The organism is Amycolatopsis sp. M39, assembly GCF_001651785.1.
GTDB lineage: Bacteria > Actinomycetota > Actinomycetes > Mycobacteriales > Pseudonocardiaceae > Amycolatopsis > Amycolatopsis rubida.
In genome coordinates this window covers 65,725-87,978 of record NZ_LWSF01000017.1, presented here as the reverse complement: position 1 = coordinate 87,978, position 22,254 = coordinate 65,725, and the positions used below count along the sequence as shown (strand labels likewise).

The window sequence follows — 22,254 nt, the reverse complement described above, 5'->3', positions numbered from 1 at the left end:
GCCGAGCAACGCCGCCCCTGCGGCAGGTGCTCATCTGGGTTGGGCGCAAGCCTTCGCGATCACGCGCCGCTGTCCCCGTCCCCCAGCAACGTCCCCATCTCGGGGATAACCTCAGGGACCTTCCCCGATGTGCCCTCCCCCTCCATCGACCATGCTGTGAAGCATGAGTGGTGCGAACGACGTGCGGCCTCCGCGGACTAACCCGTTGAACGGGTTCGAGGAGACCGTCAAGGACTTCTGGGCCAGCAGGCCTCGGCGGCCGCACTCGGGTCGGAAGGTCGCGGGGGTCGCGGCTGGGCTGGGGGACCGCTACGGGATCGATCCGGTGGTGATTCGGGTCGCGCTGGCGGCGGCGACCGTTTTCGGGGGGTTCGGGCTGGTGCTTTACCTGCTCGGGTGGTTGTTCTTCCCCGGGGAGGGCGACGAGGTTTCCGGCTTCGAGGCGTTGATCGGGCGTGGGCAGTCGACCATGACGAAGGCCTTCGCGGCCGTGCTCACCGTCGCGGTGATTCCGGTTGTCGGGTGGACGTTCGGCGGCGGCTGGTTCGACGGCGGCGGCCTGATCGGGTTCGCGTTGCTCGCCACGTGCCTTTATCTCCTGCATCGCACCCGCGGGCAGGACAACCGACCGGCGCCGGTCGTCGCGTTCGCGGCGGACGGAACCGCTTCCGGAACCGGAGCTTTCACGATGAACAGCGACACCCCGACTCCCGCGGCGGCGGCTCCGGGCTGGGATCCGCTGGCCGCCGACCCGGCGGGCTGGGATCTGCCTGACCCGGCGGTGCCGGTGCCCCCGCCGCCTCCGAGCGGCGACTACAACGACTCCCCTCAGCCCGGTCGGCACCGGTCCAAGATCGGGGCGGCCACGTTCGGGGTCGCGGTGATCGTGGCAGGCATCGGCGTCGCGCTCGCGCTGAACGGGTTCGACTGGTTCTCGCTGCGGCACATCATCGGCATGACGCTCGCCGTGCTGGGGGTCGGGCTCGTGGCCGGGGCGTTCGCTCGCGGCGCACGCGGTCTGATCGGGCTCGCGATCCCGCTGTCGGTCGCCGGGATGGTGCTCACGACCAGCACGTTCGACAACATCGACGTCCGCGGCGGCGTCGGCGACCTGTCCGCCACCCCGCGTACGGTGGCCGAGCTGCAGCCGGTGTACCGGCACACCGCGGGCACCATGAAGATCGACCTGACCAAGCTGGTCGCGACCGAGCCGATCACCACGACGGTCTCCAACGGCGCCGGGAACACCGAGGTCATCGTGCCGCGCACCGCGGACGTGACGTTCACCTGCGAGAACAGCGCCGGGGAGGTCGACTGCCTGAACCGCACGTCCAACGGCGTCGGCCAGCCTGCCATCACCGGGACCGACAACGGCGACGACAACGTCGGCGGACAGAAGGTCACGCTCCACGTCACCAACGGCGTGGGCCAGGTGGAGGTGCGCCGTGGCTGAAAACCCTTACTCCTACGACGAGCCCGAAACCCCGGCTCGCCGCCGCGGGGTCGACTGGATCACGCTGGTCGTCGGGGTCGCGACGCTGCTGGTGTCCGGCTACGTCCTCACCGACGGCTCCAGCTGGCTGCCGACCTTCGACTTCCGCTGGATCATCGCGGGCGGCGCGGTGTTCTGCGGGATCCTGATGCTCGGCGCGTCGTTCCGCAAACGACGGCCCTGAGACACAAAAACGGGGCCCGGACATGTCCGGGCCCCGTTTTTCACGTCATTCCCACTCGATGGTGCCCGGCGGCTTGCTCGTCACGTCCAGCACCACGCGGTTGACCTCGGACACCTCGTTCGTGATCCGGGTCGAGATCCGCTCCAGCACCTCGTACGGCAGCCGCGTCCAGTCGGCGGTCATCGCGTCCTCCGACGACACCGGGCGCAGCACGATCGGGTGACCATAGGTCCGGCCGTCGCCCTGGACGCCGACGCTGCGGACGTCCGCCAGCAGCACCACCGGGCACTGCCAGATCTCCTGGTCCAGCCCGGCCGCGGTGAGTTCCTCGCGGGCGATCGCGTCGGCCTCGCGCAGGGTCTCCAGCCGGTCCGCGGTCACCTCGCCGATGATCCGGATGCCCAGGCCCGGCCCGGGGAACGGCTGGCGCTGCACGATCGTCTCCGGCAGTCCCAGTTCGAGCCCGACGCGGCGGACCTCGTCCTTGAACAGCAGCCGCAGCGGTTCGACCAGCTCGAACCGCAGGTCGTCGGGCAGGCCGCCGACGTTGTGGTGGCTCTTGATGTTCGCGGTGCCCTCGCCGCCGCCGGACTCGACGACGTCCGGGTACAGCGTGCCCTGCACGAGGAACCGGTAGTCGCCCTGCGCCTTGAGGTCGCGCTCGGCCTGCTCGAACACGCGGATGAACTCGCGGCCGATGATCTTGCGTTTCTGCTCCGGGTCGGTGACGCCGGCCAGCGCGTTGAGGAACCGCTCGCGCGCGTCGACGGTGACCAGGTTGACCCCGGTCGCGGCCACGAAATCGCGCTCGACCTGGGTGCGCTCCCCCGCCCGCAGCAGGCCGTGGTCGACGAACACGCAGGTCAGCCGGTCGCCGATGGCGCGCTGCACGAGCGCGGCCGCGACGGCGGAGTCAACGCCGCCGGACAGGCCGCAGATCGCCCGGCCGTCACCGATCTGCGCGGCGACCGCGGCGACCTGCTCGTCCACAATGGACGAAGTGGTCCAGCCAGGCCGTACGCCGGCGATCTCGTACAGGAACCGGCGCAGCACCTCCTGGCCGTGCGGCGAGTGCGCCACCTCGGGGTGGTACTGCACGCCCGCGAAACGCCGCTCGACGTCCTCGAAACCGGCGACCTCGGCGCCGTCTGAGCTGGCCGTGACGACCGACCCCTCGGGAGCCTTGGTGACACTGTCGTTGTGGCTCATCCACGCCGTCTGGTGCTCGGGCAGCCCGGTGTGCAGGACCCCGCCCTCGCCGACGATCCGCACGTCGGTGCGGCCGAACTCGCGCACGCCGGTCGGCTCGACGACGCCGCCGAGCGCGCGGGCGAGCAGCTGGTGGCCGTAGCAGATGCCGAGGATCGGCACACCGGCCTCGACCAGCTTCGGGTCCATCGCCGGCGCGCCCTCGGCGTACACGCTCGACGGGCCGCCGGACAGGATGATCGCGGACGGGTTCTTGGCGAGCAGCTCCTCGACGGTCGCGCTGGACGGCACGACCTCGGAGAAGACCTGCGCCTCGCGCACGCGACGGGCGATCAGCTGCGCGTACTGCGCCCCGAAGTCCATGACGAGTACCGGACCGGTGGGAGTGGCCACCCAAGACCTCCAGGTATCAGCGCTTTTGCACCATCGTCCCAGGTGGGCCCCGTCACGTCGGCAATGCCCCCGGAATGAGGACAGCCGCTGTCCGCGGACCGGCTTACTGTGCCTCCATGACCAACGACTGGACCAACGAACTGACCGAGCAGCTCGACTGGCACTGGCAGCACCACGTGCGTTCGCGGCTGGAAGGGCTCACCGACGACGAGTACTTCGGGCAGCCGGTCGCGGACTGCTGGACGGTGCGCCCCCGCACCAGCGAGAACGATCCGGGCACCGGCGAGTTCACTGTCGATTTCTCGTTCCCGGAGCCGACTCCGCCACCGGTGACCACGATCGCGTGGCGGCTGGCCCACATCATCCCGGGCGTGCTGGGCATGCGCTCCGCGTCGCACTTCGGCGGGCCGCCGGTGTCCTATCAGGACTTCCCGTACGCAGGCACTGCCGACGAAGCGCTGAAGCAGCTCGACGACGCGTACGCGACCTGGATCGCCGGCGTACGCAGCCTCGACGCCGAAGCGTTGGCGCGCCCGTGCGGTCCCGCTGAAGGTCCGTACGCGGAACTGTCGATGGCCGCGCTCGTCCTGCACATCAACCGAGAGATGATCCATCACTGCGCTGAGATCCTGCTGCTGCGCGACCTTTACCGAAACCGGTAATCAGCAGTCCCAGCGCTACCCCCAGCAGCGCGGGCATGCCGTGGTTGTCGTGCGCCACCGTGTCGAGCACGGCGAGCGGCATGATCAGCATCGCGGCGAGGAACAACCCTTGCGGCGGCTCGGCGTCGCGCATCCGCCACACCACGACCGCGAGCGCGCCGAGCAGCCCGGCGACGCACATCGAGTTGCCCGCCCCCACCGGACTCAGCCAGACGTAGCTGAGGAACTGCCCGAAAAGCCCGCAGCCGAAGTACAGGACGAACCAGGACACCCGACCGAGGCACCATTCCGCGAAGGTGCCCACCACGGCGAGGGCGACCAGGTTGAAAATCCCGCCGAAAAGCTTGCCGTCTTGGAAGAACATGCCGGTCAGCAGCCGCCACCACTCGCCGGCGTCGATCGCGGTGGCGTCGCGCTTGAAGCGGTCGAAGAGCGACGGATCCGCCAGCTGGGCAACGAGCACGACTGCGGTCACGACGAACACCGCGCCGGTCAGCACCGGACGACGCGGTGTTCCCACGCGTGCGAAGTAGGCCCGGATCGGACTGTCGGACCAGCGAGCGGCAACCGAATTGGTCATGAGCTGACGATATGACGGGCACCGGCCGGAGACCCCCGACAAATGTCATCCCGGAGCCACGACAGGTGCCACAAAAGAAGGACCGAGTCCGGCGTGCCGGGCCTGAGGCCGCCTAATACCTTGAAGCCCATGGACACGATCACCCCACAGCCGCGGGCCGCGTGGATCGCCGGTCAGGCTGAGCAGGGCGCGAGCACCCTCGTGGTGCACCACCCGTTCGACGGCAGCGAAGTGGCGACGGTCGCGGTGCCCGGCGCCGACCAGGTGGAACGGGCGGTGGCCGCGGCGGTCGCGGTCGCGAAGGAGTTCCGGCGCACTCCCGCACATCAGCGCGCGGCCGCGCTGGAGCACGTTTCGCGCGGAATCGAGATGCGGGCCGAGGAACTCGCCGAGGTGATCACGGCGGAGAACGGCAAGCCGCTGAAGTGGGCCGAGGCCGAGGTGAAACGCGCGGTGTCGGTGTTCCGGATCGCGGCCGAGGAGGCACGCCGGTTCAGCGGCGACATGCAGCGGCTCGACGCCGACCCCTCCGGCGACGCCCGGCTCGCGCTGACCCGCCGGGTGCCGCGCGGACCGGTGCTCGGCATCGCGCCGTTCAACTTCCCGCTGAATCTGGTGGCGCACAAGGTCGCGCCCGCACTGGCGGTTGGCGCGCCGATCATCATCAAGCCTGCCCCGCGTACGCCGTTGTCTTCGTTGGTGCTTGGCGAGCTGCTCGCTGAGACCGACCTGCCGGAAGGCGCGTTTTCCGTGCTGCCGCTGGGAAACGAGGAGACTCAGGCGCTCGTCGCCGACCCGCGGCTGCCGGTGGTGTCGTTCACCGGTTCGGGCCCGGTCGGCTGGTCGATCGCGGACGCGGCGGCGCGCAAGCACGTGGTGCTCGAACTGGGCGGCAACGCCGCGGCGGTCGTGCTGCGGGACTGGCCGGACGTCGAGGGTGCCGCGCAGCGGATCGCGACGTTCGGGAACTACCAGGCGGGCCAGTCGTGCATCGCGGTGCAGCGGGTGATCGTGGACGCGGCGATCGCGGAGGAGTTCGTGCCCGCGCTGACCGAGGCCGTCGAGGCCCAGCAGACCGGCGATCCGTACGACCGCAACACTGATGTCGGCCCGGTCGTCGACGAGGCGGCCGCGGAACGGATCATCGAGTGGGTCGAGGAAGCAGTGGCCGGTGGCGCACGGGTGCTGACCGGCGGAACCCGTTCGGGTGCCACGGTTGCGCCGACCCTGCTGACCGACGTTCCCGCGGATGCCAAGGCTTGGTCGGAGGAAATCTTCGGGCCGGTGCTGGCATTGTCCATTGTGGATGGCGTGGACGAGGCTTTCGCTTCAGTGAACGCATCCGCGTACGGACTGCAGGCCGGGGTGTTCACCAGTGATGTGCAGCTGGCCTTCCATGCGTCAGCGGAGCTGGAAGTCGGCGGCGTGATCATCGGCGACGTGCCGTCGTATCGCGCGGATCAGATGCCGTACGGCGGCGTCAAGGGTTCCGGCGTCGGCCGGGAGGGCGTGCTGTCGGCGATGCACGACCTGACCGAGGAGCGGGTGACGGTCTTCACCGGGGTGGACCTCTGACCACAGTGGACCTGCGACGGGCAACGACCGCTGACGCACGCGATATCGCCGGCGTGTGGCTGCGGTCGTTCTCCGCCGCGCTGCCGACAGTCCGTCGTGCCCACGACGATGACGCGGTGCGGTGGTGGTTCGCGAATATCGTGGTGCCGCAGCAGGAAACCTGGGTCGCGGTTGCCGAGTCCACTGTGGCCGGACTGCTCGTGCTCGACGGGCCGGAGCTGGCGCAGCTCTATCTCGACCTTCCGTGGCGCGGGCGCGGAATCGGCGATCAGCTGGTGGACTTGGCCAAACAGCTCCGTCCCGACGGGCTGACGCTGTGGACGTTTCAGATCAACGAGCCCGCGCGACGGTTTTACCGACGCCACGGGTTTGTCGCCGTGGAGTACACCGACGGGCAGCGCAACGAAGAGCGCGAGCCGGACGTCCGGTACGTCTGGTCTAAAGCCTCGTGAGTGTTTATCCCGGTTCTAACCGGGATAAACACTCACGACACCCAGGCCGACCCCAGCGCCGGGCCGCACCCCGTTGACCAAGGTCCGTGAGGGGAATCCTGACGGAATCAGAGTCTCTCAGGGTTCCCTTCACAGACAGCGGGGCGAGGTCGGCGGACGCTGACTTGCTGCGCCTTCGGCGGGGCGGGGCGGTCTTGGCTGCGCCGCTGGTCCGGACGGGGCCGTTTCGTACTGGGGTTAGGCGGCGAGCGGGGTGTCGTGAGTGCCTATGCCGGTTCTAACCGGCATAGGCACTCACAAGCCCCTCACACAGACTGAGCGAACTTGAATACCCCGTTGGGGTCGTACTTCTTCGCCACCTGGTCCAGCCGGGCCGCGTTGTCGCCGTAGTAGGCCGACTTCCAGTCCGGCAGGTCCGGGTCGATGTAGTTCACGTAGCCGCCGCGCGCGCCCGCGTCCGCCAGTCCAGCGACCACAGTGGACACAGACTTGCGCGCGGTGTCCTGGCTGCTCGCGGTGGCCGGAGCGTAGACCTGAATGCTGGCCAGCGCCTTCCGGTGCGGGAACGCCGTGGCGGTCGGCGCGATGTCGCCCACCGCGCCGCCCAGGCCGTCGATCAGCAGGTCCATTCCCTTGTGCCCGGAAGCGAGATCGGCGATCTTCCCGCCCTCGACCGGATCGGTGATGATCCGCGACGACCCCACGAAGGTCTGCCGCTCGGAACTGCCGGAGAAGTAGTTCATCGCCGCGCCGTAGCCGAGGGTTTTCATCGTGCGGCTGGAGGGCGTCACCGAAAATCCGCTGAGCGCCGACGTCAGGCCAGCCGAACTGCCCACGAACGCGCCGCCGACCCGGCACGCCCCACCCGGGCCGCCGGAAACCACGCAGTTCGACCACAGTTCGGGCGGAGCGCTCGGCAGCCAGCGCTGCCACGCGTCGACCACGTCGCTCGCCGAACCGGACGGGAACTTCAGCGAAAACACCGTGACGGTCGGCGCTTCCACGGTGGTGAAGGTGAACGAGGTGACCACGCCGAAGTTTCCGCCCCCGCCGCCACGCAGCGCCCAGAACAGGTCGTCGTCAGCTTGCGCGCTCACCGTGCGCAGCTTGCCGTCCGGCGTGACGATCCGCGCGGACTGCAGCCGATCGCAGGTCAGCCCGTATTTACGGGTCAGTACGCCGATTCCGCCGCCGAGCGCGAGCCCGGCAATGCCGACAGTCGGGCACGAACCCGCAGGCAGGCAACGGCCCGCCTTCGCCAGTTCCGAGTAGACGTCGCCGAGTTTCGCGCCCGCGCCGATCACCACCTGGTCGCCTTGGACCTCCACGCCGGCCATCCCGCCGACGTCGATCACCAGGCCGCCGTCCGGCGCGGAATACCCGGCGTAACTGTGCCCGCCGCTGCGCGCGGCGAGCGGAATCCGCCCGCCGGCCGCTTCGACACAGGCCTGCACATCCTCCGGCTTCGCGCATTTCGCTACCGCAGCGGGATTGCGTCCGTCGAAAAGCGGATTGAACGCCCGCTTCGCGGTGGCGAATCCGCCCTCGGAAGGAAGTACGAGGTCGCCGGAGAGTTTGCCGCGCAATGCGTTCCAGTCCGGCGGCCCGGACGGCTTCGAGCTGGTGCTCGGCGGGACGGACGCTCTCGTCGTCGGGCTGGTCTGCGGCACCGACGGTCCCGGTTTCGCGGTGCAGGCCGCGGCCACCGCGCCGACCGCCGTCAACCCGGCGGCGCGCAAGAACGTCCTTCTCCCCAATGTCATGTTCATTCAGACGCCTCAGACCGTGAGTGGGTTGCGAAAAGTCCGGCCAGTAATGCCCGAAGGGCGAATGCGAACCGCTCGCCGTGCCGGGGACCGTCCCGCAGCGCTTGCGCGAGCAGTGGAAAGCGTTCCTCGTCAAGGTGCGCCAGACTGTCCACATCGGACCGTGTGCCGGGGGTGCGGCCAGCCTCGGCGAGCGTGTGGCCGAGAACGAAAGTCATCACGGCGTTCACCATGTCGAGTCCGCGCGCCGGCGGCAACTCCAGCAGCCGCAGTGCGGTTTCGGCCACCCGCAGCGACTCCGGGCTGACCGCGGGGCGGGTCGCGGCGAGCGGCAGCACGCCCGGATGCGCGAGCAGCTGCTCCCGGTACGCCCGGGCCACCCGGCCCAGCCAGCGCTGGCCGGACTCGCCCGGTTCCGGCTCGATCGCGGCCAGTGCCGGAACGAGCCGGTCGATGAGGGCGTCGAGCAGCGCTTCCTTGTTCGGCACGTAGTGGTAGAGCGTCATCGCCTCCACGCCGAGTTCGGTGCCGAGCTTGCGCATCGACAGCGCGGCGATGCCGTGCTCGTCCACGAACGCGAGCGCGGCGTCCACGACCCGCTCCCTGGTCAGCCCGGCGCGCGGCCGGGCCCTCCGATCGGACACTGGCCCCCCTTGACGTTTCTTACATCGTAAGGTACCACTGCTCTCGTCTCTTACAGCGTAAGAATCGAGGAGCCATGACCGACCCCAAGACCGTTCTGCGCCGCTTTCTCGCCATCGTCGACAGCCACGACCTCAGCGACCTGGACACCGTGGTGGCCGAGGACGTCACCGAATCCGGCCCGGTCGTGGTCGACGCGCCGACCGGCGGGCTCGCGGCTTTCCGCACCGGCTGGACGCAGATGCTGACCGCGTTCCCCGACCTGCGCGTCGCCGTCGATTCGCTGCTCGCCGAAGGCGACCAGGCCGCCGCCACGGTGACGCTCACCGCCACCAACACCGGACTACCGCAGAGGCTTCGCGACCGGCAACCGCGGAACGTGGCGCGGTTTCGTCCTGGCGCGGGCGACCGACGGGCGGATCTGCGACCTCGACATTCAGACCGACCGGCTCGCGATCCTGCGGCAACTGGGCATCGTCGGCGACGACGACGAACTCGCCGCCGCCCGGCAGTCCAGCTGAATCAGATCAACGGCGCCATCTCCGGCACCGGCCCGGAAAGCGCGGAACCGTCGCCGCGGCCGGTCAGCCAGGCCAGCACCGTGCCCGGCGTGCCCGTGACGAGGTCACCGCCTTCGCCGAGGGTCCAGGTGCGGACGCCGTCGGTGATGCGGAACGAGGGCAGCGGACGCGGGCACATCCGGATCAGCGTCCCGGTCACCGCTTCGAGATGGTCGCCGAGCACTGCGGTGACGCTGTCGAAATCGTGGCCAGCGGCGAGGTCGGCGAGGTGGATCGTGGTCTCGGACAACCGCAGGGTGAGCACGTCCGCGCCGGTCAGCGCACCGCCGCGGCGGTGCCGGACCGGAGCCGACCACGCCTCCTCCGGCAGCCGTGCGGCGTGGTCGGTCAGCCGTTTCCCGGACGCCACCAGGTCGGCCGCGATCTCCGCCGGCGCACGGCCAGCGCCAGCCTCGATGTCGTCGTCCCGCGCGTTGCCCGGGCCGTACATCGACCGCTCGACCCCGGTTTCCGCCCAGGTCAGCAGGTTGCCGAGGGCGTCGGCGTTACGCGCGAGATGGGTGAGCAGATGCGCGCGCGTCCAGCCGGGCAGCGCGCTCGGCTCACCGAAGGCCGAGGCCGGCATGGCCTCGGCGACTCGCGCCCATTCGTCGTGCAGTTCCCGGATCCGGTCCAGCGCCGCAGTGGTCACCGGGCGATCTTAGGTCAGCAGCGCAGTGCCGCGGGCGCGTTCGCCGGAACCGCCGGGTTCTTCGGCGCGACCGGCTCCATCCGGGTGTACCCGCTGCGCTGCTCCGGCCGCTCGTCGGCCTCACCCTTGTTGGGCCAGAACGAGAACGCCCGCTCGGCCTGCGCGGCAATGGTGAGCGACGGGTTCACCCCGAGGTTCGCGGTAATCGCCGATCCGTCCACAACGGACAGTCCGGGATAGCCGTAAACCCGGTGGTACGGGTCGATCACACCGGAGTCGGCGCTGTCGCCGATCGGCACGCCGCCGATGAAGTGCGCGGTGAGCGGGATGTCGAAAACCTCACCCCAGGTGCCGCCCGGCATGCCGCCGATCCGTTCCGCGGTAAGGACGTTCGCCTCGTGCCCGGCCGGGATGAAACTCGGGTTCGGCTCGCCGTGGCCCTGTTTCGACGTGTACTTCCGCCGTCCGAACAGGCCGCGCCGGGTGTAGGTGGTGATGGAATTGTCGAGGCTCTGCATCACCAGCAGAATCACCGTGCGCTCGCTCCACCGGTACGCGTTCAGCAGTTTCGCCGACTGCGCCGGGTGCTTGATCAGGAACGTGAGCGCCTGCCGCCAGCGCGGAACGCTCGAAGACCCGTCGGTGGCCACGGTTTGCAGCAGGCTCATCGCGTTGCTGCCCTTGCCGTAACGCACCGGTTCGATATGCGTGTTCTCGTCCGGATGGATCGACGAGGTGATCGCGACCCCGCGGCTGAAGTCTTGTTCGGGGTCCACCGCGGTACGCGCCGCGCCGATGATCGCCTCGGAATTCGTCCGGGTCAGCTCGCCGAGCTTGCCCGACAGCTTCGGCAGCGCGGCCGTGTCCTTCATGCGGTGCAACAGGTTCTGCGTTCCCCAGGTGCCCGCGGCGAACACCACCTGCGCCGCGGTGACCGTGGTCCGGAACCGCCGCGAACGCGTGCCGGTCTTTTGCAGCGTGATCTCGTAACCCTTGCTGTGCGGGCTTACCGACGTCACCGTGGTCAGCGGAATGACCTGCGCGCCGTCCTTCTCCGCGAGATACAGATAGTTCTTCACCAGCGTGTTCTTCGCGCCGACCCGGCAGCCGGTCATGCACGAACCGCATTCGGTGCACCCGACCCGGTCCGGGCCTGCTCCGCCGAAGAACGGATCCTTCGCCGTCTCGCCCGGTTTGCCGAAATACACCCCGACCGGTGTGGCATGGAACGAATCCTCGACGCCCATCTTCTTCGCGACGTCGCGCATCACCACGTCGGACGGCGTGATCGTCGGGTTCGTGACGACGCCGAGCATGCGGCTGGCCTGGTCGTAGTGCGGCGCGAGTTCGCTTTCCCAGTCGGTGATGTGCGCCCACTGCCGGTCTTGGTAGAACGGCTTGAGCGGGCGGTACAGCGTGTTCGCGTAAACCAGCGAACCGCCGCCGACTCCCGCGCCCGCCAGCACCATCACGTCGTTGAGCATGTGGATGCGCTGGATGCCGTAACAGCCGAGCTGCGGGGCCCAGAGGTAGCGCTTGAGATCCCAGGACGTCTTGGCGAACTCGTCGTCGGCGAACCTCCGGCCCGCCTCGACCACCGCGACGCGGTAGCCCTTCTCGGTCAGCCGCAACGCCGCGACGCTGCCGCCGAACCCGGAACCGACCACGAGGACGTCGTAGTCGGGTTCTTGCCGCGCGGTGGTGGTGTTACTGGCAGTCACAGGAAAGAGCGTAACCCTCGGGGAGCCGCCAGGCCAGAGTTAAGTTACTGACGAGTTACCTCAGCGGGTCTTGCGCCTCGGCCCGAACCGGAACAGCTCGCCGAGTGCCCGGATGATGGCGGGCCGCTCCGCCGGTTCCGTCCCGCGCAACGCCACGACCAGCGCGAGCAGCCGGATCAGCAGGCTGCCCACGACGATGCCGCCGAGCCACCAGGTCGACGCGGACTCCCCCAGCAGTGCCATCCGCTCACCCTTCAGGCGCGACACCGAACTCCAAAGATAACGAAAGTATAACGGAGACGGGCGCGCTCCGGACCTTCCGGCACAAAAAAGGCCCCCGCGAAGGGGGCCTTTTTCGCGAAATGCCTCAGCCGCGCACGGTCAGCCCGACGCGCTGGAACTCCTTCAGGTCCGAGTACCCCGTCTTGGCCATCGCGCGGCGCAGCGCGCCGAACAGGTTCACCACGCCCTCCGCGTCCGAGGACGGGCCGAACAGCAGCGTCTTCAGGTCCACCGCGTAGTCCGAGTCCGGGCCGGCCACCACGCGCGAGCGCGGCAGCGACGGGTGCGCCGCCGCAGCGGTCCAGTACAGGCCCTGGCCCGGGGCGTCCGAGGCGGTCGCCAGCGGGGCGCCGAGCATGACCGCGTCCGCACCGCAGGCGACCGCCTTCGCGATGTCGCCGGACGTCGTGATGCCGCCGTCGGCGAGGACGTGCACGTAGCGGCCGCCGGTCTCGTCGAGGTAGTCGCGACGGGCGGCGGCCGCGTCCACGATCGCCGTCGCCATCGGGGTGCCGATGCCGAGCACGCGGTCGGTGCTGGTGACGCCCTCGGTGTAACCGTGGCCGACGATGACACCCGCCGCGCCAGTGCGCATCAGGTGCATGGCGGTGCGGTAGTCGCTCACGCCGCCCGCGATCACCGGCACGTCGAGGCGGCCGATGAACTCCTTGAGGTTGAGCGGTTCCGCGTCGCGCTGCACGTGCTCGGCGGAGATGATCGTGCCCTGCACGACCAGGATCTCCACACCCGCGGCGATCAGGTCCGGCGTCAGCTCCGCGGCGTGCTGCGGGCTGACCCGCGCGGCGACCGTCACGCCGGATTCGCGGACCGTCTTGATCGCCTCGGTCAGCAGGTCGAGCCGGACCGGCGCGGCGTGCAGCTCCTGCAGCTCGCGCACGACCGCAGTCGGGTCTTCGCTGTCCTCGGCCGCGCGGACGAGGCGGAAGATCGCCTCCTCGACGCATCCGTGCCGGGCCCACAGTCCTTCGGCGTTGAGCACGCCGAGGCCGCCCAGCTCGCCGATCGCCACCGCGGTCCCCGGCGACACGATCGCGTCCGTCGGGTGGGTGACCAGCGGCAGGTCGAACCGGTACGCGTCGATTTGCCAGGCAGTGGACACCACCGACGACGACCGCGTCCGCCGCGACGGCACGATCTCCACGTCATCGAGGTCATACGCCCGCCGCGCCGTGCGGCCCATGCCGATCTCGACCAGATCCCGCACGTGATGTCCCTTCTCGCGCCTGACGCCTTCACTGTCCATTGTCGCGAGTCGACCCGGGTTACCTGCGCGCGGGGGACCGTTGCGGTGGCGACAACCACCGGTTGTGCGCGCGGTTGTTTGCCACCGGCGCGAGCTGATGGTTGGCTGCCCGGCTGAGCGAGGGGGACGGATTTGGCGCTGGGCAAGGACTTTCACCGGCTGTGGCTGGCGTACGCGGTCAGCGTCGCGGGCACCTACTTCGCCCTCGACGCCTTCTCGATCATCGCGGTGCGGGTGCTGCACAGCAGTGCCGCGCAGGTGTCGCTGCTGGCCGGAGCCGGGCTCGCGGTCGGTTCGCTGGCGGCGCTCCCGCTCGGTCCATGGGTGGAATTCCGGCGGAAACGACCGGTGCTGATCGCCATGGACCTCGTCCGGTTCGCCGCCCTGCTCACACTGCTGCCCGCGTACCTGCTGGACCTGCTGACGTTCGCCCAGCTCGTGGCGGTATCGGTGCTCGTGGCCGCGGCGAACATCGCGTTCACCTCGGCGAGCGGCGCGTATCTGAAATCACTCGCGGCTGGTCCAGACCTGCTCACCGCCAACGGCCGGTTCGAGACGACACTGTGGACCGCTACCGCGCTCGGCCCGCCAGCGGGCGGCGCGGCGATCGGATTCTTCGGCCCGCTGGCCACTGTGATCCTGGACGCGCTCAGCTACTTGCTCTCCGCGCTCTCGCTCTCGACGATCCGCGCCCGCGAGCCCCAACCAGCCCGCCCCGCCGCCTTCCGCGCCGCGGACCTCGCCGAGGGCTGGCGCTACCTCTTCCGGCATGCCCGGCTGCGGATGCTGTTCCTCAACTCCTGCCTGGTCAACGGCCTGATCATGGCCACCTCGCCGGTGCTGGCGGTGCTACTGCTCGGCGAACTCGGCCTGCCGACCTGGCAGTACGGGCTCGCGTTCGGCATCCCGTGCCTCGGCGGCCTGGCCGGCTCCCGGCTCGCCCGCGACCTGGTGCCGCGCTACGGCCGGGTGCGGCTGCTGCCGATCCTCGCCGCGGTCCGGACGTGCTGGGTCGTGCTGCTGACGTTCGTGCCGCCCGGTATCGGCGGGCTGTTCTGGGTGATGGCGGTGGAGTTCGGACTGATCGTCTGCGCGGCGGCGTACAACACCGTCCTCGCGACCTACCGGCTCGAAGAGACCGAAGACGGCTACGTGAGCCGGATGTTGTCCGCGTGGCGGATCAGCAGCAGCGCCAGCACCGCCGGACTGACGCTGCTGTGGGGTTTGGTGGCGACGTGGCTGGGCACGCGCGGCGCGCTCGGACTGGCGGGCGCGTTGATGCTGACGACGCCGTTGCTGCTGCTCGGCTGGAACCGCGCTCAGAACGAGACGCGCGCGGTGGAATCGGTCCACAGCACGGATTCCTGATCGAACAGATGCTAGTAGTCGGTGCGGATCTGTTCGAGGTCGCCGTTCGCGTGCTGGTTCGTCGGCGGATACCGCACGATCGAATGCTCCCGGTCACCTCGCCGCTGTTCGGTTCGGCGGTACCGAAGTACAGCTCGGTGCGCTTCCGCAAGGAACTGTCCGGCGAATCCGCCGCGGCCGCGGAAGCCGACCCTCCCCGAGCACCACCGCCGTCAGCACGAACCTCCGGGAAAACCGCATTCGCCCGCTCCCTCGCCGTCACCGGGAGATCCGGTGTGGCGGGGGGGGGGGGCGGGGGAACCCGGGNATCCGGTGTGGCGGGGAGGCGGAGCGGGCGAACCGGGTCGATCAGCGGGTCGTGTAGTTCGGAGCCTCGACGGTCATCGTGATGTCGTGCGGGTGGCTTTCCTTCAGCCCGGCCGCGGTGATCCGGACCAGCTGCGCCGCCTGCATCGCCGCGATCGTCTCCGCGCCCGCGTAGCCCATACCCGCGCGCAGACCGCCGACGAGCTGGTGGACGACGTTCGACAGCGGGCCGCGGAACGGGATCCGGCCCTCGATGCCCTCCGGCACCAGCTTGTCCTCGTTGAGTACGTCGTCCTGGGCGTAGCGGTCCTTGGAGTAGGACTTCGCCTCGCCACGCGACTGCATGGCGCCCAGCGAGCCCATGCCGCGGTAGACCTTGAACTGCTTGCCGTTCACCAGGATCAAATCGCCCGGCGATTCCGCGGTGCCCGCGAGCAGGCTGCCCAGCATGACCGTGGACGCGCCCGCGGCGATGGCCTTCGCGATGTCGCCGGAGTACTGGATGCCGCCGTCGCCGATCACCGGGACGCCCGCCGGACGACAGGCCTGGTCCGCCTCGTAGATCGCGGAGATCTGCGGCACGCCCACGCCCGCGACGATCCGCGTGGTGCAGATCGAGCCCGGGCCGACCCCGACCTTCACGCCGTCCACGCCCGCGTCCACCAGTGCCTGCGCACCGGCCCGCGTCGCGACGTTGCCGCCGACGACGTCGACGGTGTCGCCCAGTTCCTTCTTCAGCAGCCGCACGGTCTCCACGACCGCCCGGGAGTGGCCGTGCGCGGTGTCGACCATCAGCACGTCCACCCCGGCCTCGGCCAGTGCCATCGCGCGCTTGTGGCCGTCCGGGCCGACGCCGACCGCGGCACCGACGATGAGACGGCCGTCGGGGTCCTTCGAGGCCTTCGGGTACTGGTCGGTCTTCACGAAGTCCTTGACCGTGATCAGGCCGCGCAGCTTGCCCGCGCCGTCGACGATCGGCAGCTTCTCGATCTTGTGCCTGCGCAGCAGCCCCAGTGCGGCCTCCGCGGTGACGCCGACCTGTGCCGTCACCAGCGGCGTCCGGGTCATGACCTCGCTCACCAGGCGGGTGTGGTCGACCTCGAACCGCATGTCGCGGTTGGTGATGATGCCCACGAGCGCGCCGGAGGCGTCGGTGACCGGGACGCCGGAGATGCGGAACCGCGCGCACAGCGCGTCGACCTCGGCGAGGGTGTCGTCCGGGGAGCAGGTGACCGGGTCGGTGACCATGCCCGCCTCGGACCGCTTCACGACCTCGACCGCCGCCGCCTGCTCCTCGATCGGCAGGTTGCGCTGCAGCACGCCGACGCCGCCCTGCCGCGCCATGGCGATCGCCATCCGCGCCTCGGTGACCGTGTCCATCGCGGCGGAGACCAGCGGAACGTTGAGCTTGATGTTGCGGGTGAGCTGCGTGCTCGTGTCCACCGCGCTGGGCACCACGTCCGATTCCGCGGGCAGCAGCAGCACGTCGTCGAAGGTCAAGCCGAGCATCGCGAACTTGCTGGGCACTGCGGGGGTGATGCTTTCGCTGGTCATGAGGGGCGAAGGGCCTTCCTGGCGGGAGTGGGCTGGAGTCGCGGGCAGCGGTGCCTGGCGTGGGCCGAGGGGCCTCGGGCCTTCCCCGCATGATATCCGGGCCGGGGCCCTGGCCCGGGCGGGTGGCCCGGCGGGTAGCGTGCAGGCCGTGCCGCACGATGTGTTGCCCCCCGATCCGTTCGCGGACGACCCGGACGATCCGGCCCGGGCCATCCCCGACCCCGACGACCACCTGGAAGAGCCGATCAGCGCGGACGAGCGCACCGAGCTGCTGGCCGACCTGTCCGATCTCGCCGTGTACCAGGCTCTGCTGGAGCCTCGCGGGGTTCGCGGCATCGTGGTCGACTGCGGCGAGTGCGACGAACCCCACTATCACGACTGGACGCTGCTGCGCGCGAGCTTGGAGCAGCTGCTGTCCGACGGCCGGATGCGCCCGCACGAGCCGGCGTTCGACCCGAACCCGACCGACTACGTGAGCTGGGACTACTGCCGCGGTTTCGCGGACGGGGTCACCGCGAACGAAAGCGCGTACTGAGCGTTCGGCCCTGAAGAGCCTGAAAAGAAGGTCCTGGTGAGCTTGGCCACCAGGACCTTCTTCGTGGGCGCGGACAAGTTGTCCACAGGGGTTGTCCACAGCTGTATCGACTTGTGGGCAAACCCTGGTCAGCGTCGGTGCTTCATGCTCTCCGCCTGGGCGATCATCGCCCGCTCGGTCAGGTTCGGCCACGGCGGACGGCGCACAACGGCCAGTGTCGCGAGCGCCGCCGCCACGAAACCCGTGCACGCGCCGATCAGCGCGATCCGGCCCTGATCCGTCGCGGGCGTCCACGTCACGCCGTCCGCGTTGACCGTGTACAGCCCGACCGCATGCCCCGGCCCGCCTCGGCGGCCCTGCCGCGTGACAGTGACCAGCACTGTTCCGCTCGCGGTCTCGTAGGGCTCTCCGAAAACCAGCATCGCGCCTCCCCGTCGATACGAAAAAGGTCCCGGCACTGTCCGTGCCGGGACCTTCGGAAAAGCTAGGAGCCGCTGGTGCCGTTCGGGGCCTGTACCCCCTGCGACGACTCGTTGCGCGGGCTGCTGCCCGTGCCCGGATCGTTCGGGGTGGCGCTCGGCGACTGAGGCGGCGAGCTCGGCGTGGACGTGACCGGCGGCAGCGGCGTCACCGAGGTGACCGGCGGCGGGTTGTTGGTGTGGCCGGTGCCCGGCAGCGAGGTCGACTGGCCCGGCGGCTGCGCCGCACTGCTGACCGGGTCGTGCGCCGGCGGAACAGCAGGCGACGTCGACGACTTCTGGTCCGTGGGCGGGGCCGTCGGCTGACCGAGCTGCGCGGCCAGTTCGCGGTGCTGCTGCATCAGCTGGTTGCGATTGTCCGCGTCGGTGACCTGGGTGAGCGCGGCCTGCGCGTCGGCGAGCGCGCGCCGGGCGTCGGCGAGCCGGTTGTCAGCCAGCGCCAGGTTCGCCTTCTCCAGGTCGAGCTTCGCCGCGGCAGCGGCCTCGACGGAGCGGGCGTGGTCGGCGTAAAGCACCTTCGTGAGGCCCCACAGCGTGTCGCCGGGCTGGGCGTCCCGGGCGGCGAGGCCGGTGCCGGTGAAGGCGATCGCGGCGGCGGCGCACGCGGCGGCCACCGGCACGAGATAGCGGCGGCGACGGCCGCGGCTTTGGTACTTGCGCGCCAGCGTGGCGGTCTTCACCGTGGTGATCGCGGTGTCGACGTCGACCAGCTCGGCGAGCGGCTCGCTGTCGATGTCGCGGCGCCACGCGAGCAGCAGCGCGTTCAGTTCCTGGTCTCCGAGCCCGTCGGCGACAACCGGATCGGTCCCGCCGAGCGCGTCGAGGAGCGCGTCGTCGGCCTGGATGGCCGTGAGGTCGCCGTCGGCTTCCGCTTCGTACCCGGTCAGGCCGCTGGCCTGCGCGGAAGGTGACAGGTCTCTGTCCCGGTCTTCGCGATCGGTCACTCAGATCACCTCCTCGGCGGCAAGCACCTTGCGCAGCCGGGCGAGCGCCCGGTGCTGAGCGACGCGGACGGCACCCGGCGTGGAACCGACGGCGTCCGCCGTCTCCTCCGCCGACAGCCCGACCACGACCCGCAGAACGACGATTTCCCGTTGTTTGTCCGGCAGCACCTGCAGCAACTGCGCCATCCGCTCGTTCAGCTCACCCTGGAGAGCACGTTGCTCCGGACCGACGCCGCCCTCGATCTCGTCGGGGATCTCGGCGACCGGCTCCGCCCGGTTGCGCGCCGCGGCGCGGTGCGCGTCGGCGACCTTGTGCTGGGCGATGCCGTAGACGAACGCCAGAAAGGGGCGGCCCTGGTCACGGTAGGAAGGCAAGGCCGTAAGCACCGCGAGACACACCTCCTGCGCAACGTCGTCTGCCGAAGCGAACGAACGCTCCTGCCTGCCAACCCTGGCGCGGCAATACCGCACCACAAGGGGACGAATGGCGGCCAGCAACCGCTCTACTGCCTGAGGGTCTCCCTCGACAGCGGCGGCGACCGGCTCGTCCAGTCCATCCCCCACAGTGGCCATCGCAGACAACAGTCCCAGCGTTACGTGTAGGCGTGCAAAGAATCCGGCGCGTGGTCGTCCCCGTCCCGCGCCGGTCACAGCTACCGTACCGTCGGAGTCCTACCAGACAACCGCCAGAGGTGGTGACCGGCGCGCCGGGCGCGGCCGGGCGGCGATTGTCGCAGGCAGACAGGCTGGGGCAGTGCCGTTACGCGGTGGGGACGCGGGCGAAGCACGGGAGCAGGGGCCAGGACAACAGGTACGGGCCAGGGCTTGGCTGCCCTGGCCCGTTCGTCACCGCGGGAATCGGATCGGAAGTCCCGTATTGGCTTGCTCTGCCTCGGTCAGGACACGAGACCGCGGCGGAAGCCGTGCGCCACTGCCTGCGCACGGTCGCGGACGCCGAGCTTGCGGAACAGCCGCCGCGCGTGCGTCTTGACCGTGTCCTCGGAGAGGTACAGCTCACGGCCGATCTGGCCGTTGCTCTTGCCCTGGCTCATGCCGCGCAGCACCTGCAGCTCGCGCTCGGTGAGCTGCACGCCCGGGTCGGACGGCTGCCGCGGCGCGGGCACCGAGGTGCTGGCCAGGGTGTGCGCCAGCGCGGCGACCAGTTCGGGCCGCGAAGCGTCCCAGCGCAGGTAGCCGCGCGCTCCGCCGGCGATGGCGGCCGCGATGCTGCCCGCGTCGTCCGGGGCTCCGAAGACGATGACGTTCGCCTGGGGGTTCGCGGAGACGAGCCGGCGGGTTGCCTCGACGCCTGTCGGGACCGCGCGTTGCGTTCCGACCAGCACGACGTCGACCGGCTGACGGGTGTACCGGGCCAGCAGCTCGTCACCGTGCGCTACGCAGTCGATGCGACTGACCCCAGGCACCGCGGACATCACACGGGTGAGCCCTTCGCGGACACTGCGTCGGTCGTCGCAGATCAAGACCGTCGTCACGGGGTTTCCTTCCTGCAGCCGGGTGACATTCCACTTCCCCTATCGGACGCTTTAGCCCGAACCTTGACACGATCCGGTGGCTTTTTTTGAAGTTTCTTAGCCCGGATGCCGGAACGCCCGTTCCCGCAGGCCTACCCGGGTCCGATAGGCACCCACGGCGATTCGTGTGCGATGCGCATCACGCAAGGATCCGCGCGCCGTAACACTGCGTGCAACACCTGGCGGCTCCTGAATCGATACTCCTCGGCCCGGTCGTGGTCCACGTCAGCGGCGACGCGGTCCGCCACCCAACCAAGTGAATCGAGTTCATATTTTTCGGCGTCCGCGGCGGCTGCGACGAGGAGTTCCCGCGCCCCGTCCTGTCCGGCGGCGAGCAGCGCGACGCCGAGGACGATGCCGGACTTCACGATGTGTCGTCGAGCGTGCCGGGCGACGGCGGTCTCATAGGCGAGGCGGGCCGGGGCGACGGCCGCTTCGGGCTGTCCGGCGGCAAGCTCGATCTCGGCGCCCACCCAGCCGCCGCGGACGGTCGACCGCCAGCGACGGTCGGCTTGAGCGGCTCGGACGGCCAGGCGGCGGGCGGCGGAGATGCGGCCGAGGGCGAGGTTGTCAGCGGCTAGGCCGAGGAAGGCGTCGGCTCGGGCACCTTGGAGATCGAGCCCGTCGGGGTCTTCGGTGGACTCGACGAGGCTGCCCTGGCTGGCGGATGTGCTGGGGCTCGCGGTGGCAGGCGGGGAACCGGTGGTGGCCGATGTTGATCCTGGGACAGGCGAATCCGCTCCGGTGCCAGCTGGGCCCGAGCCAACGCCACGCGAACCCGAACCGGCCGCGGCCAAGCCGCTACCAGCCAATCCCGGGCCGCCGCCAGCCAATCCCGGGCCGCTACCAGCCAATCCCGGGCCGCCGCCAGCTGTCGCTGCCCCGCGCTCCCCCACTCCGCGCAGTCCGACCGCCAGCAGCGCCTCCCCATCGAGCCTCCGCGCCACCACATGTGCGCCCAGCTGCCGCCGATGCGACGCCAGGGTGCTCGCCGCCAGCGAGGCTGTCAGCGGATTCCGGCCGCGCCGGAGCGGGTCGAGCAACTCCGCGGCCGCCGCGTACCGGCCGCGGGCGCCCAGCACGATCGCCGCCAGGAGGCGTTGTCTTGGCGAGCCGTCGCGAGGTATCGAGTCCGCCGGCCCGGCGTCCGGGCCGAACGCGAGGGCCGTCAGTGCTTCTTCGTCCACTCGCCCTTTCTAGCGTGGAGCACCGACAAGAACGTGCTCCACACGGTCGGCCGCCGCGGAAAGATCCGCCAGCAACTCGACTTTCGGCGGCAACAGCGCCGGATCCCAGCCGGGGCCGCAGGCGAACAACCGGGTCCGCTGCCGTCCGCGAGACACGCGCGCGAAGAGCCGAGGGTCCGCGTTCGCCCGATTCGCCCACAACACCACCGCAGCGGGCGCGCTTCGCCGCACCGCTACCGACAACACTTCTTGTGGCAGCGCAATGCCGAAGAGCTGCGCGCCGATCCTTCGACCCGCAAGAGCGGCGGCGAGCGCGTACACCGGCATGTTGTCCCGTTCATCGGGCACGCACGCGAGAAGGACCGGCCGTTGGTTGCGAGGCTCGTCGAGGACCGGCGTCGCGCGCACTAATGCCGCGTACACGCACTCAGCGAGTAGGTACTCCACTTCCGCACCCGCGTGCACGCCTCGCCACCGCGCGCCGAGCGCAGTGAGAACGGGGTCGATCACGCCAGCCCACGCCTGAAGCACACCCAGCTCGCGAATAGCGTCAACGAGCATTCGCTGTACCGCTCCGACATCCATCGCCAACGCAGCAGTACTCAGACGACGCGCGAGCCGCGAAGGGACTTCGACGTCGTCAGCCGCTGTCTTCGTCTCCGTCGCCTCAGCAGGCTCGGCAGGCGCTGGCACGAAGTCCGCGCGCGGCATCTGCTCTAACGCGTACTGTGCGGCCTCCGCCGTCGAAGCGCCGCGAAGGAGCGCGCGCTGCATGAGTTCGAGACGGCCGATGTCAGAGCTGCCGTAACGGCGATGTCTGCCGTCAGTGTGGCGACTGGGACCGAGACCGTAGCGGCGGTCCCAAGTACGCAGGGTGGACGGCGCGACACCGAGCCGGCGGGCGACCGAGGCCAC

Annotated in this window: 22 protein-coding genes and 1 pseudogene; 8 read left to right on the top strand and 15 right to left on the bottom strand. The window is 70.0% G+C overall.

Translation table 11 applies throughout. From position 1 onward, the window contains the following. Nucleotides 1–163 precede the first annotated feature (163 nt). Nucleotides 164–1,453, top strand: a complete 1,290-nt coding sequence (locus A4R44_RS29715) for a PspC domain-containing protein (RefSeq protein WP_067588075.1) — start codon at nucleotides 164–166, stop codon at nucleotides 1,451–1,453. After that, entirely contained in the window at nucleotides 1,446–1,676 is a 231-nt protein-coding gene (locus A4R44_RS29710) for a hypothetical protein (protein ID WP_067588073.1), read from the top strand. Before A4R44_RS29715 ends, A4R44_RS29710 begins: the two co-directional genes overlap by 8 nt. 45 nt (nucleotides 1,677–1,721) lie before the next feature. Here the strand turns inward: A4R44_RS29710 and guaA are convergent, their stop codons facing one another. After that, nucleotides 1,722–3,278, bottom strand: coding sequence for a glutamine-hydrolyzing GMP synthase (gene guaA, locus A4R44_RS29705; protein WP_095213696.1), 1,557 nt, complete (start codon nucleotides 3,276–3,278; stop codon nucleotides 1,722–1,724). A gap of 116 nt (nucleotides 3,279–3,394) precedes the next feature. On the opposite strand from guaA, the gene A4R44_RS29700 reads away from it, so the two are divergent. Continuing rightward, entirely contained in the window at nucleotides 3,395–3,940 is a 546-nt protein-coding gene (locus A4R44_RS29700; RefSeq protein WP_067588070.1) for a DinB family protein, read from the top strand. On the opposite strand, the gene A4R44_RS29695 is transcribed toward A4R44_RS29700, so the two are convergent. Continuing rightward, nucleotides 3,873–4,520, bottom strand: a complete 648-nt coding sequence (locus tag A4R44_RS29695) for a rhomboid family intramembrane serine protease (RefSeq protein WP_067588068.1) — start codon at nucleotides 4,518–4,520, stop codon at nucleotides 3,873–3,875. The genes A4R44_RS29700 and A4R44_RS29695 overlap by 68 nt on opposite strands. A 129-nt stretch (nucleotides 4,521–4,649) precedes the next feature. Between A4R44_RS29695 and A4R44_RS29690 the strand changes: the two genes are divergently transcribed. Together A4R44_RS29690 and A4R44_RS29685 are read left to right on the top strand one after the other, a co-directional pair. Beyond that, nucleotides 4,650–6,095, top strand: a complete 1,446-nt coding sequence (locus A4R44_RS29690; RefSeq protein WP_067588066.1) for an aldehyde dehydrogenase family protein — start codon at nucleotides 4,650–4,652, stop codon at nucleotides 6,093–6,095. 5 nt (nucleotides 6,096–6,100) lie between these two features. Beyond that, a complete protein-coding gene (locus tag A4R44_RS29685) occupies nucleotides 6,101–6,547 on the top strand; it encodes a GNAT family N-acetyltransferase (protein ID WP_232791835.1) in 447 nt (148 codons plus the stop codon). A gap of 305 nt (nucleotides 6,548–6,852) precedes the next feature. Here the strand turns inward: A4R44_RS29685 and A4R44_RS29680 are convergent, their stop codons facing one another. Together A4R44_RS29680 and A4R44_RS29675 are read right to left on the bottom strand one after the other, a co-directional pair. After that, complete coding sequence (locus A4R44_RS29680) at nucleotides 6,853–8,316, bottom strand: FAD-binding oxidoreductase (RefSeq protein ID WP_067588062.1); 1,464 nt, start codon at nucleotides 8,314–8,316, stop codon at nucleotides 6,853–6,855. After that, nucleotides 8,313–8,957 carry a TetR/AcrR family transcriptional regulator C-terminal domain-containing protein gene (locus A4R44_RS29675; RefSeq protein ID WP_067588059.1) on the bottom strand — a complete coding sequence of 215 codons (645 nt, stop codon included), beginning with the start codon at nucleotides 8,955–8,957 and terminating at the stop codon, nucleotides 8,313–8,315. Before A4R44_RS29675 ends, A4R44_RS29680 begins: the two co-directional genes overlap by 4 nt. A gap of 74 nt (nucleotides 8,958–9,031) precedes the next feature. Here A4R44_RS29675 and A4R44_RS52655 point away from each other — a divergent pair. Beyond that, nucleotides 9,032–9,301 (top strand): annotated as a pseudogene (locus A4R44_RS52655) (ester cyclase); the annotation flags it as partial. A 176-nt stretch (nucleotides 9,302–9,477) separates the two neighbouring features. On the opposite strand, the gene A4R44_RS29665 reads toward A4R44_RS52655, so the two are convergent. The 4 genes from A4R44_RS29665 to A4R44_RS29650 form a co-directional block, all read right to left on the bottom strand. After that, nucleotides 9,478–10,167, bottom strand: a complete 690-nt coding sequence (locus tag A4R44_RS29665; protein WP_067588053.1) for a maleylpyruvate isomerase family mycothiol-dependent enzyme — start codon at nucleotides 10,165–10,167, stop codon at nucleotides 9,478–9,480. A 14-nt stretch (nucleotides 10,168–10,181) separates the two neighbouring features. Further along, the gene (locus A4R44_RS29660) at nucleotides 10,182–11,888 is read right to left on the bottom strand and encodes a GMC oxidoreductase (RefSeq protein WP_067588050.1); all 1,707 of its coding nucleotides are present in this window, start codon (nucleotides 11,886–11,888) and stop codon (nucleotides 10,182–10,184) included. 60 nt (nucleotides 11,889–11,948) lie between these two features. Further along, a complete protein-coding gene (locus tag A4R44_RS29655; protein WP_067588048.1) occupies nucleotides 11,949–12,131 on the bottom strand; it encodes a hypothetical protein in 183 nt (60 codons plus the stop codon). 124 nt (nucleotides 12,132–12,255) lie between these two features. Beyond that, nucleotides 12,256–13,395, bottom strand: coding sequence for a GuaB3 family IMP dehydrogenase-related protein (locus tag A4R44_RS29650; protein ID WP_067588045.1), 1,140 nt, complete (start codon nucleotides 13,393–13,395; stop codon nucleotides 12,256–12,258). Nucleotides 13,396–13,566: 171 nt separating this feature from the next. On the opposite strand from A4R44_RS29650, the gene A4R44_RS29645 reads away from it, so the two are divergent. Beyond that, entirely contained in the window at nucleotides 13,567–14,802 is a 1,236-nt protein-coding gene (locus A4R44_RS29645; RefSeq protein WP_067588042.1) for an MFS transporter, read from the top strand. Between the two features lie 348 nt (nucleotides 14,803–15,150). On the opposite strand, the gene guaB is transcribed toward A4R44_RS29645, so the two are convergent. After that, nucleotides 15,151–16,662 carry an IMP dehydrogenase gene (gene guaB, locus A4R44_RS29640; RefSeq protein WP_067588039.1) on the bottom strand — a complete coding sequence of 504 codons (1,512 nt, stop codon included), beginning with the start codon at nucleotides 16,660–16,662 and terminating at the stop codon, nucleotides 15,151–15,153. A 139-nt stretch (nucleotides 16,663–16,801) separates the two neighbouring features. Here guaB and A4R44_RS29635 point away from each other — a divergent pair, with 139 nt between their 5' ends. Then, on the top strand, nucleotides 16,802–17,197 hold the full coding sequence (locus A4R44_RS29635) for a DUF5319 domain-containing protein (RefSeq protein ID WP_009072430.1): 396 nt from the start codon (nucleotides 16,802–16,804) through the stop codon (nucleotides 17,195–17,197). Between the two features lie 128 nt (nucleotides 17,198–17,325). Here A4R44_RS29635 and A4R44_RS29630 read toward each other — a convergent pair whose 3' ends face one another. The 6 genes from A4R44_RS29630 to A4R44_RS29605 form a co-directional block, all read right to left on the bottom strand. Beyond that, nucleotides 17,326–17,619: a hypothetical protein gene (locus A4R44_RS29630; protein WP_067588036.1), complete on the bottom strand. Its 294-nt coding sequence runs from the start codon at nucleotides 17,617–17,619 to the stop codon at nucleotides 17,326–17,328. 62 nt (nucleotides 17,620–17,681) lie between these two features. Beyond that, a complete protein-coding gene (locus A4R44_RS29625; protein ID WP_067588033.1) occupies nucleotides 17,682–18,620 on the bottom strand; it encodes an anti-sigma-D factor RsdA in 939 nt (312 codons plus the stop codon). Beyond that, the gene (locus tag A4R44_RS29620) at nucleotides 18,621–19,193 is read right to left on the bottom strand and encodes a sigma-70 family RNA polymerase sigma factor (RefSeq protein WP_067588030.1); all 573 of its coding nucleotides are present in this window, start codon (nucleotides 19,191–19,193) and stop codon (nucleotides 18,621–18,623) included. It abuts the gene before it with no gap. Nucleotides 19,194–19,516: 323 nt separating this feature from the next. Then, nucleotides 19,517–20,113, bottom strand: a complete 597-nt coding sequence (locus A4R44_RS29615; protein ID WP_020662719.1) for a response regulator transcription factor — start codon at nucleotides 20,111–20,113, stop codon at nucleotides 19,517–19,519. Between the two features lie 131 nt (nucleotides 20,114–20,244). Next, nucleotides 20,245–21,339 (bottom strand): hypothetical protein, encoded by a 1,095-nt coding sequence (locus tag A4R44_RS46335; protein ID WP_095213695.1) that lies wholly within the window; start codon nucleotides 21,337–21,339, stop codon nucleotides 20,245–20,247. Nucleotides 21,340–21,348: 9 nt separating this feature from the next. After that, nucleotides 21,349–22,254, bottom strand: a complete 906-nt coding sequence (locus tag A4R44_RS29605; RefSeq protein WP_198545480.1) for a MerR family transcriptional regulator — start codon at nucleotides 22,252–22,254, stop codon at nucleotides 21,349–21,351.

Excerpts from the sequence above, each read along its gene's own strand:
- A4R44_RS29715 (WP_067588075.1), top strand. The coding sequence starts at position 164 with ATGAGTGGTGCGAACGACGTGCGGCCTCCGCGGACTAACCCGTTGAAC.
- A4R44_RS29700 (WP_067588070.1), top strand. The coding sequence starts at position 3,395 with ATGACCAACGACTGGACCAACGAACTGACCGAGCAGCTCGACTGGCAC.
- A4R44_RS29695 (WP_067588068.1), bottom strand. The coding sequence starts at position 4,520 with ATGACCAATTCGGTTGCCGCTCGCTGGTCCGACAGTCCGATCCGGGCC.
- A4R44_RS29690 (WP_067588066.1), top strand. The coding sequence starts at position 4,650 with ATGGACACGATCACCCCACAGCCGCGGGCCGCGTGGATCGCCGGTCAG.
- A4R44_RS29680 (WP_067588062.1), bottom strand. The coding sequence starts at position 8,316 with ATGAACATGACATTGGGGAGAAGGACGTTCTTGCGCGCCGCCGGGTTG.
- A4R44_RS29655 (WP_067588048.1), bottom strand. The coding sequence starts at position 12,131 with ATGGCACTGCTGGGGGAGTCCGCGTCGACCTGGTGGCTCGGCGGCATC.
- guaB (WP_067588039.1), bottom strand. The coding sequence starts at position 16,662 with ATGACCAGCGAAAGCATCACCCCCGCAGTGCCCAGCAAGTTCGCGATG.
- A4R44_RS29630 (WP_067588036.1), bottom strand. The coding sequence starts at position 17,619 with ATGCTGGTTTTCGGAGAGCCCTACGAGACCGCGAGCGGAACAGTGCTG.
- A4R44_RS29620 (WP_067588030.1), bottom strand. The coding sequence starts at position 19,193 with ATGGCCACTGTGGGGGATGGACTGGACGAGCCGGTCGCCGCCGCTGTC.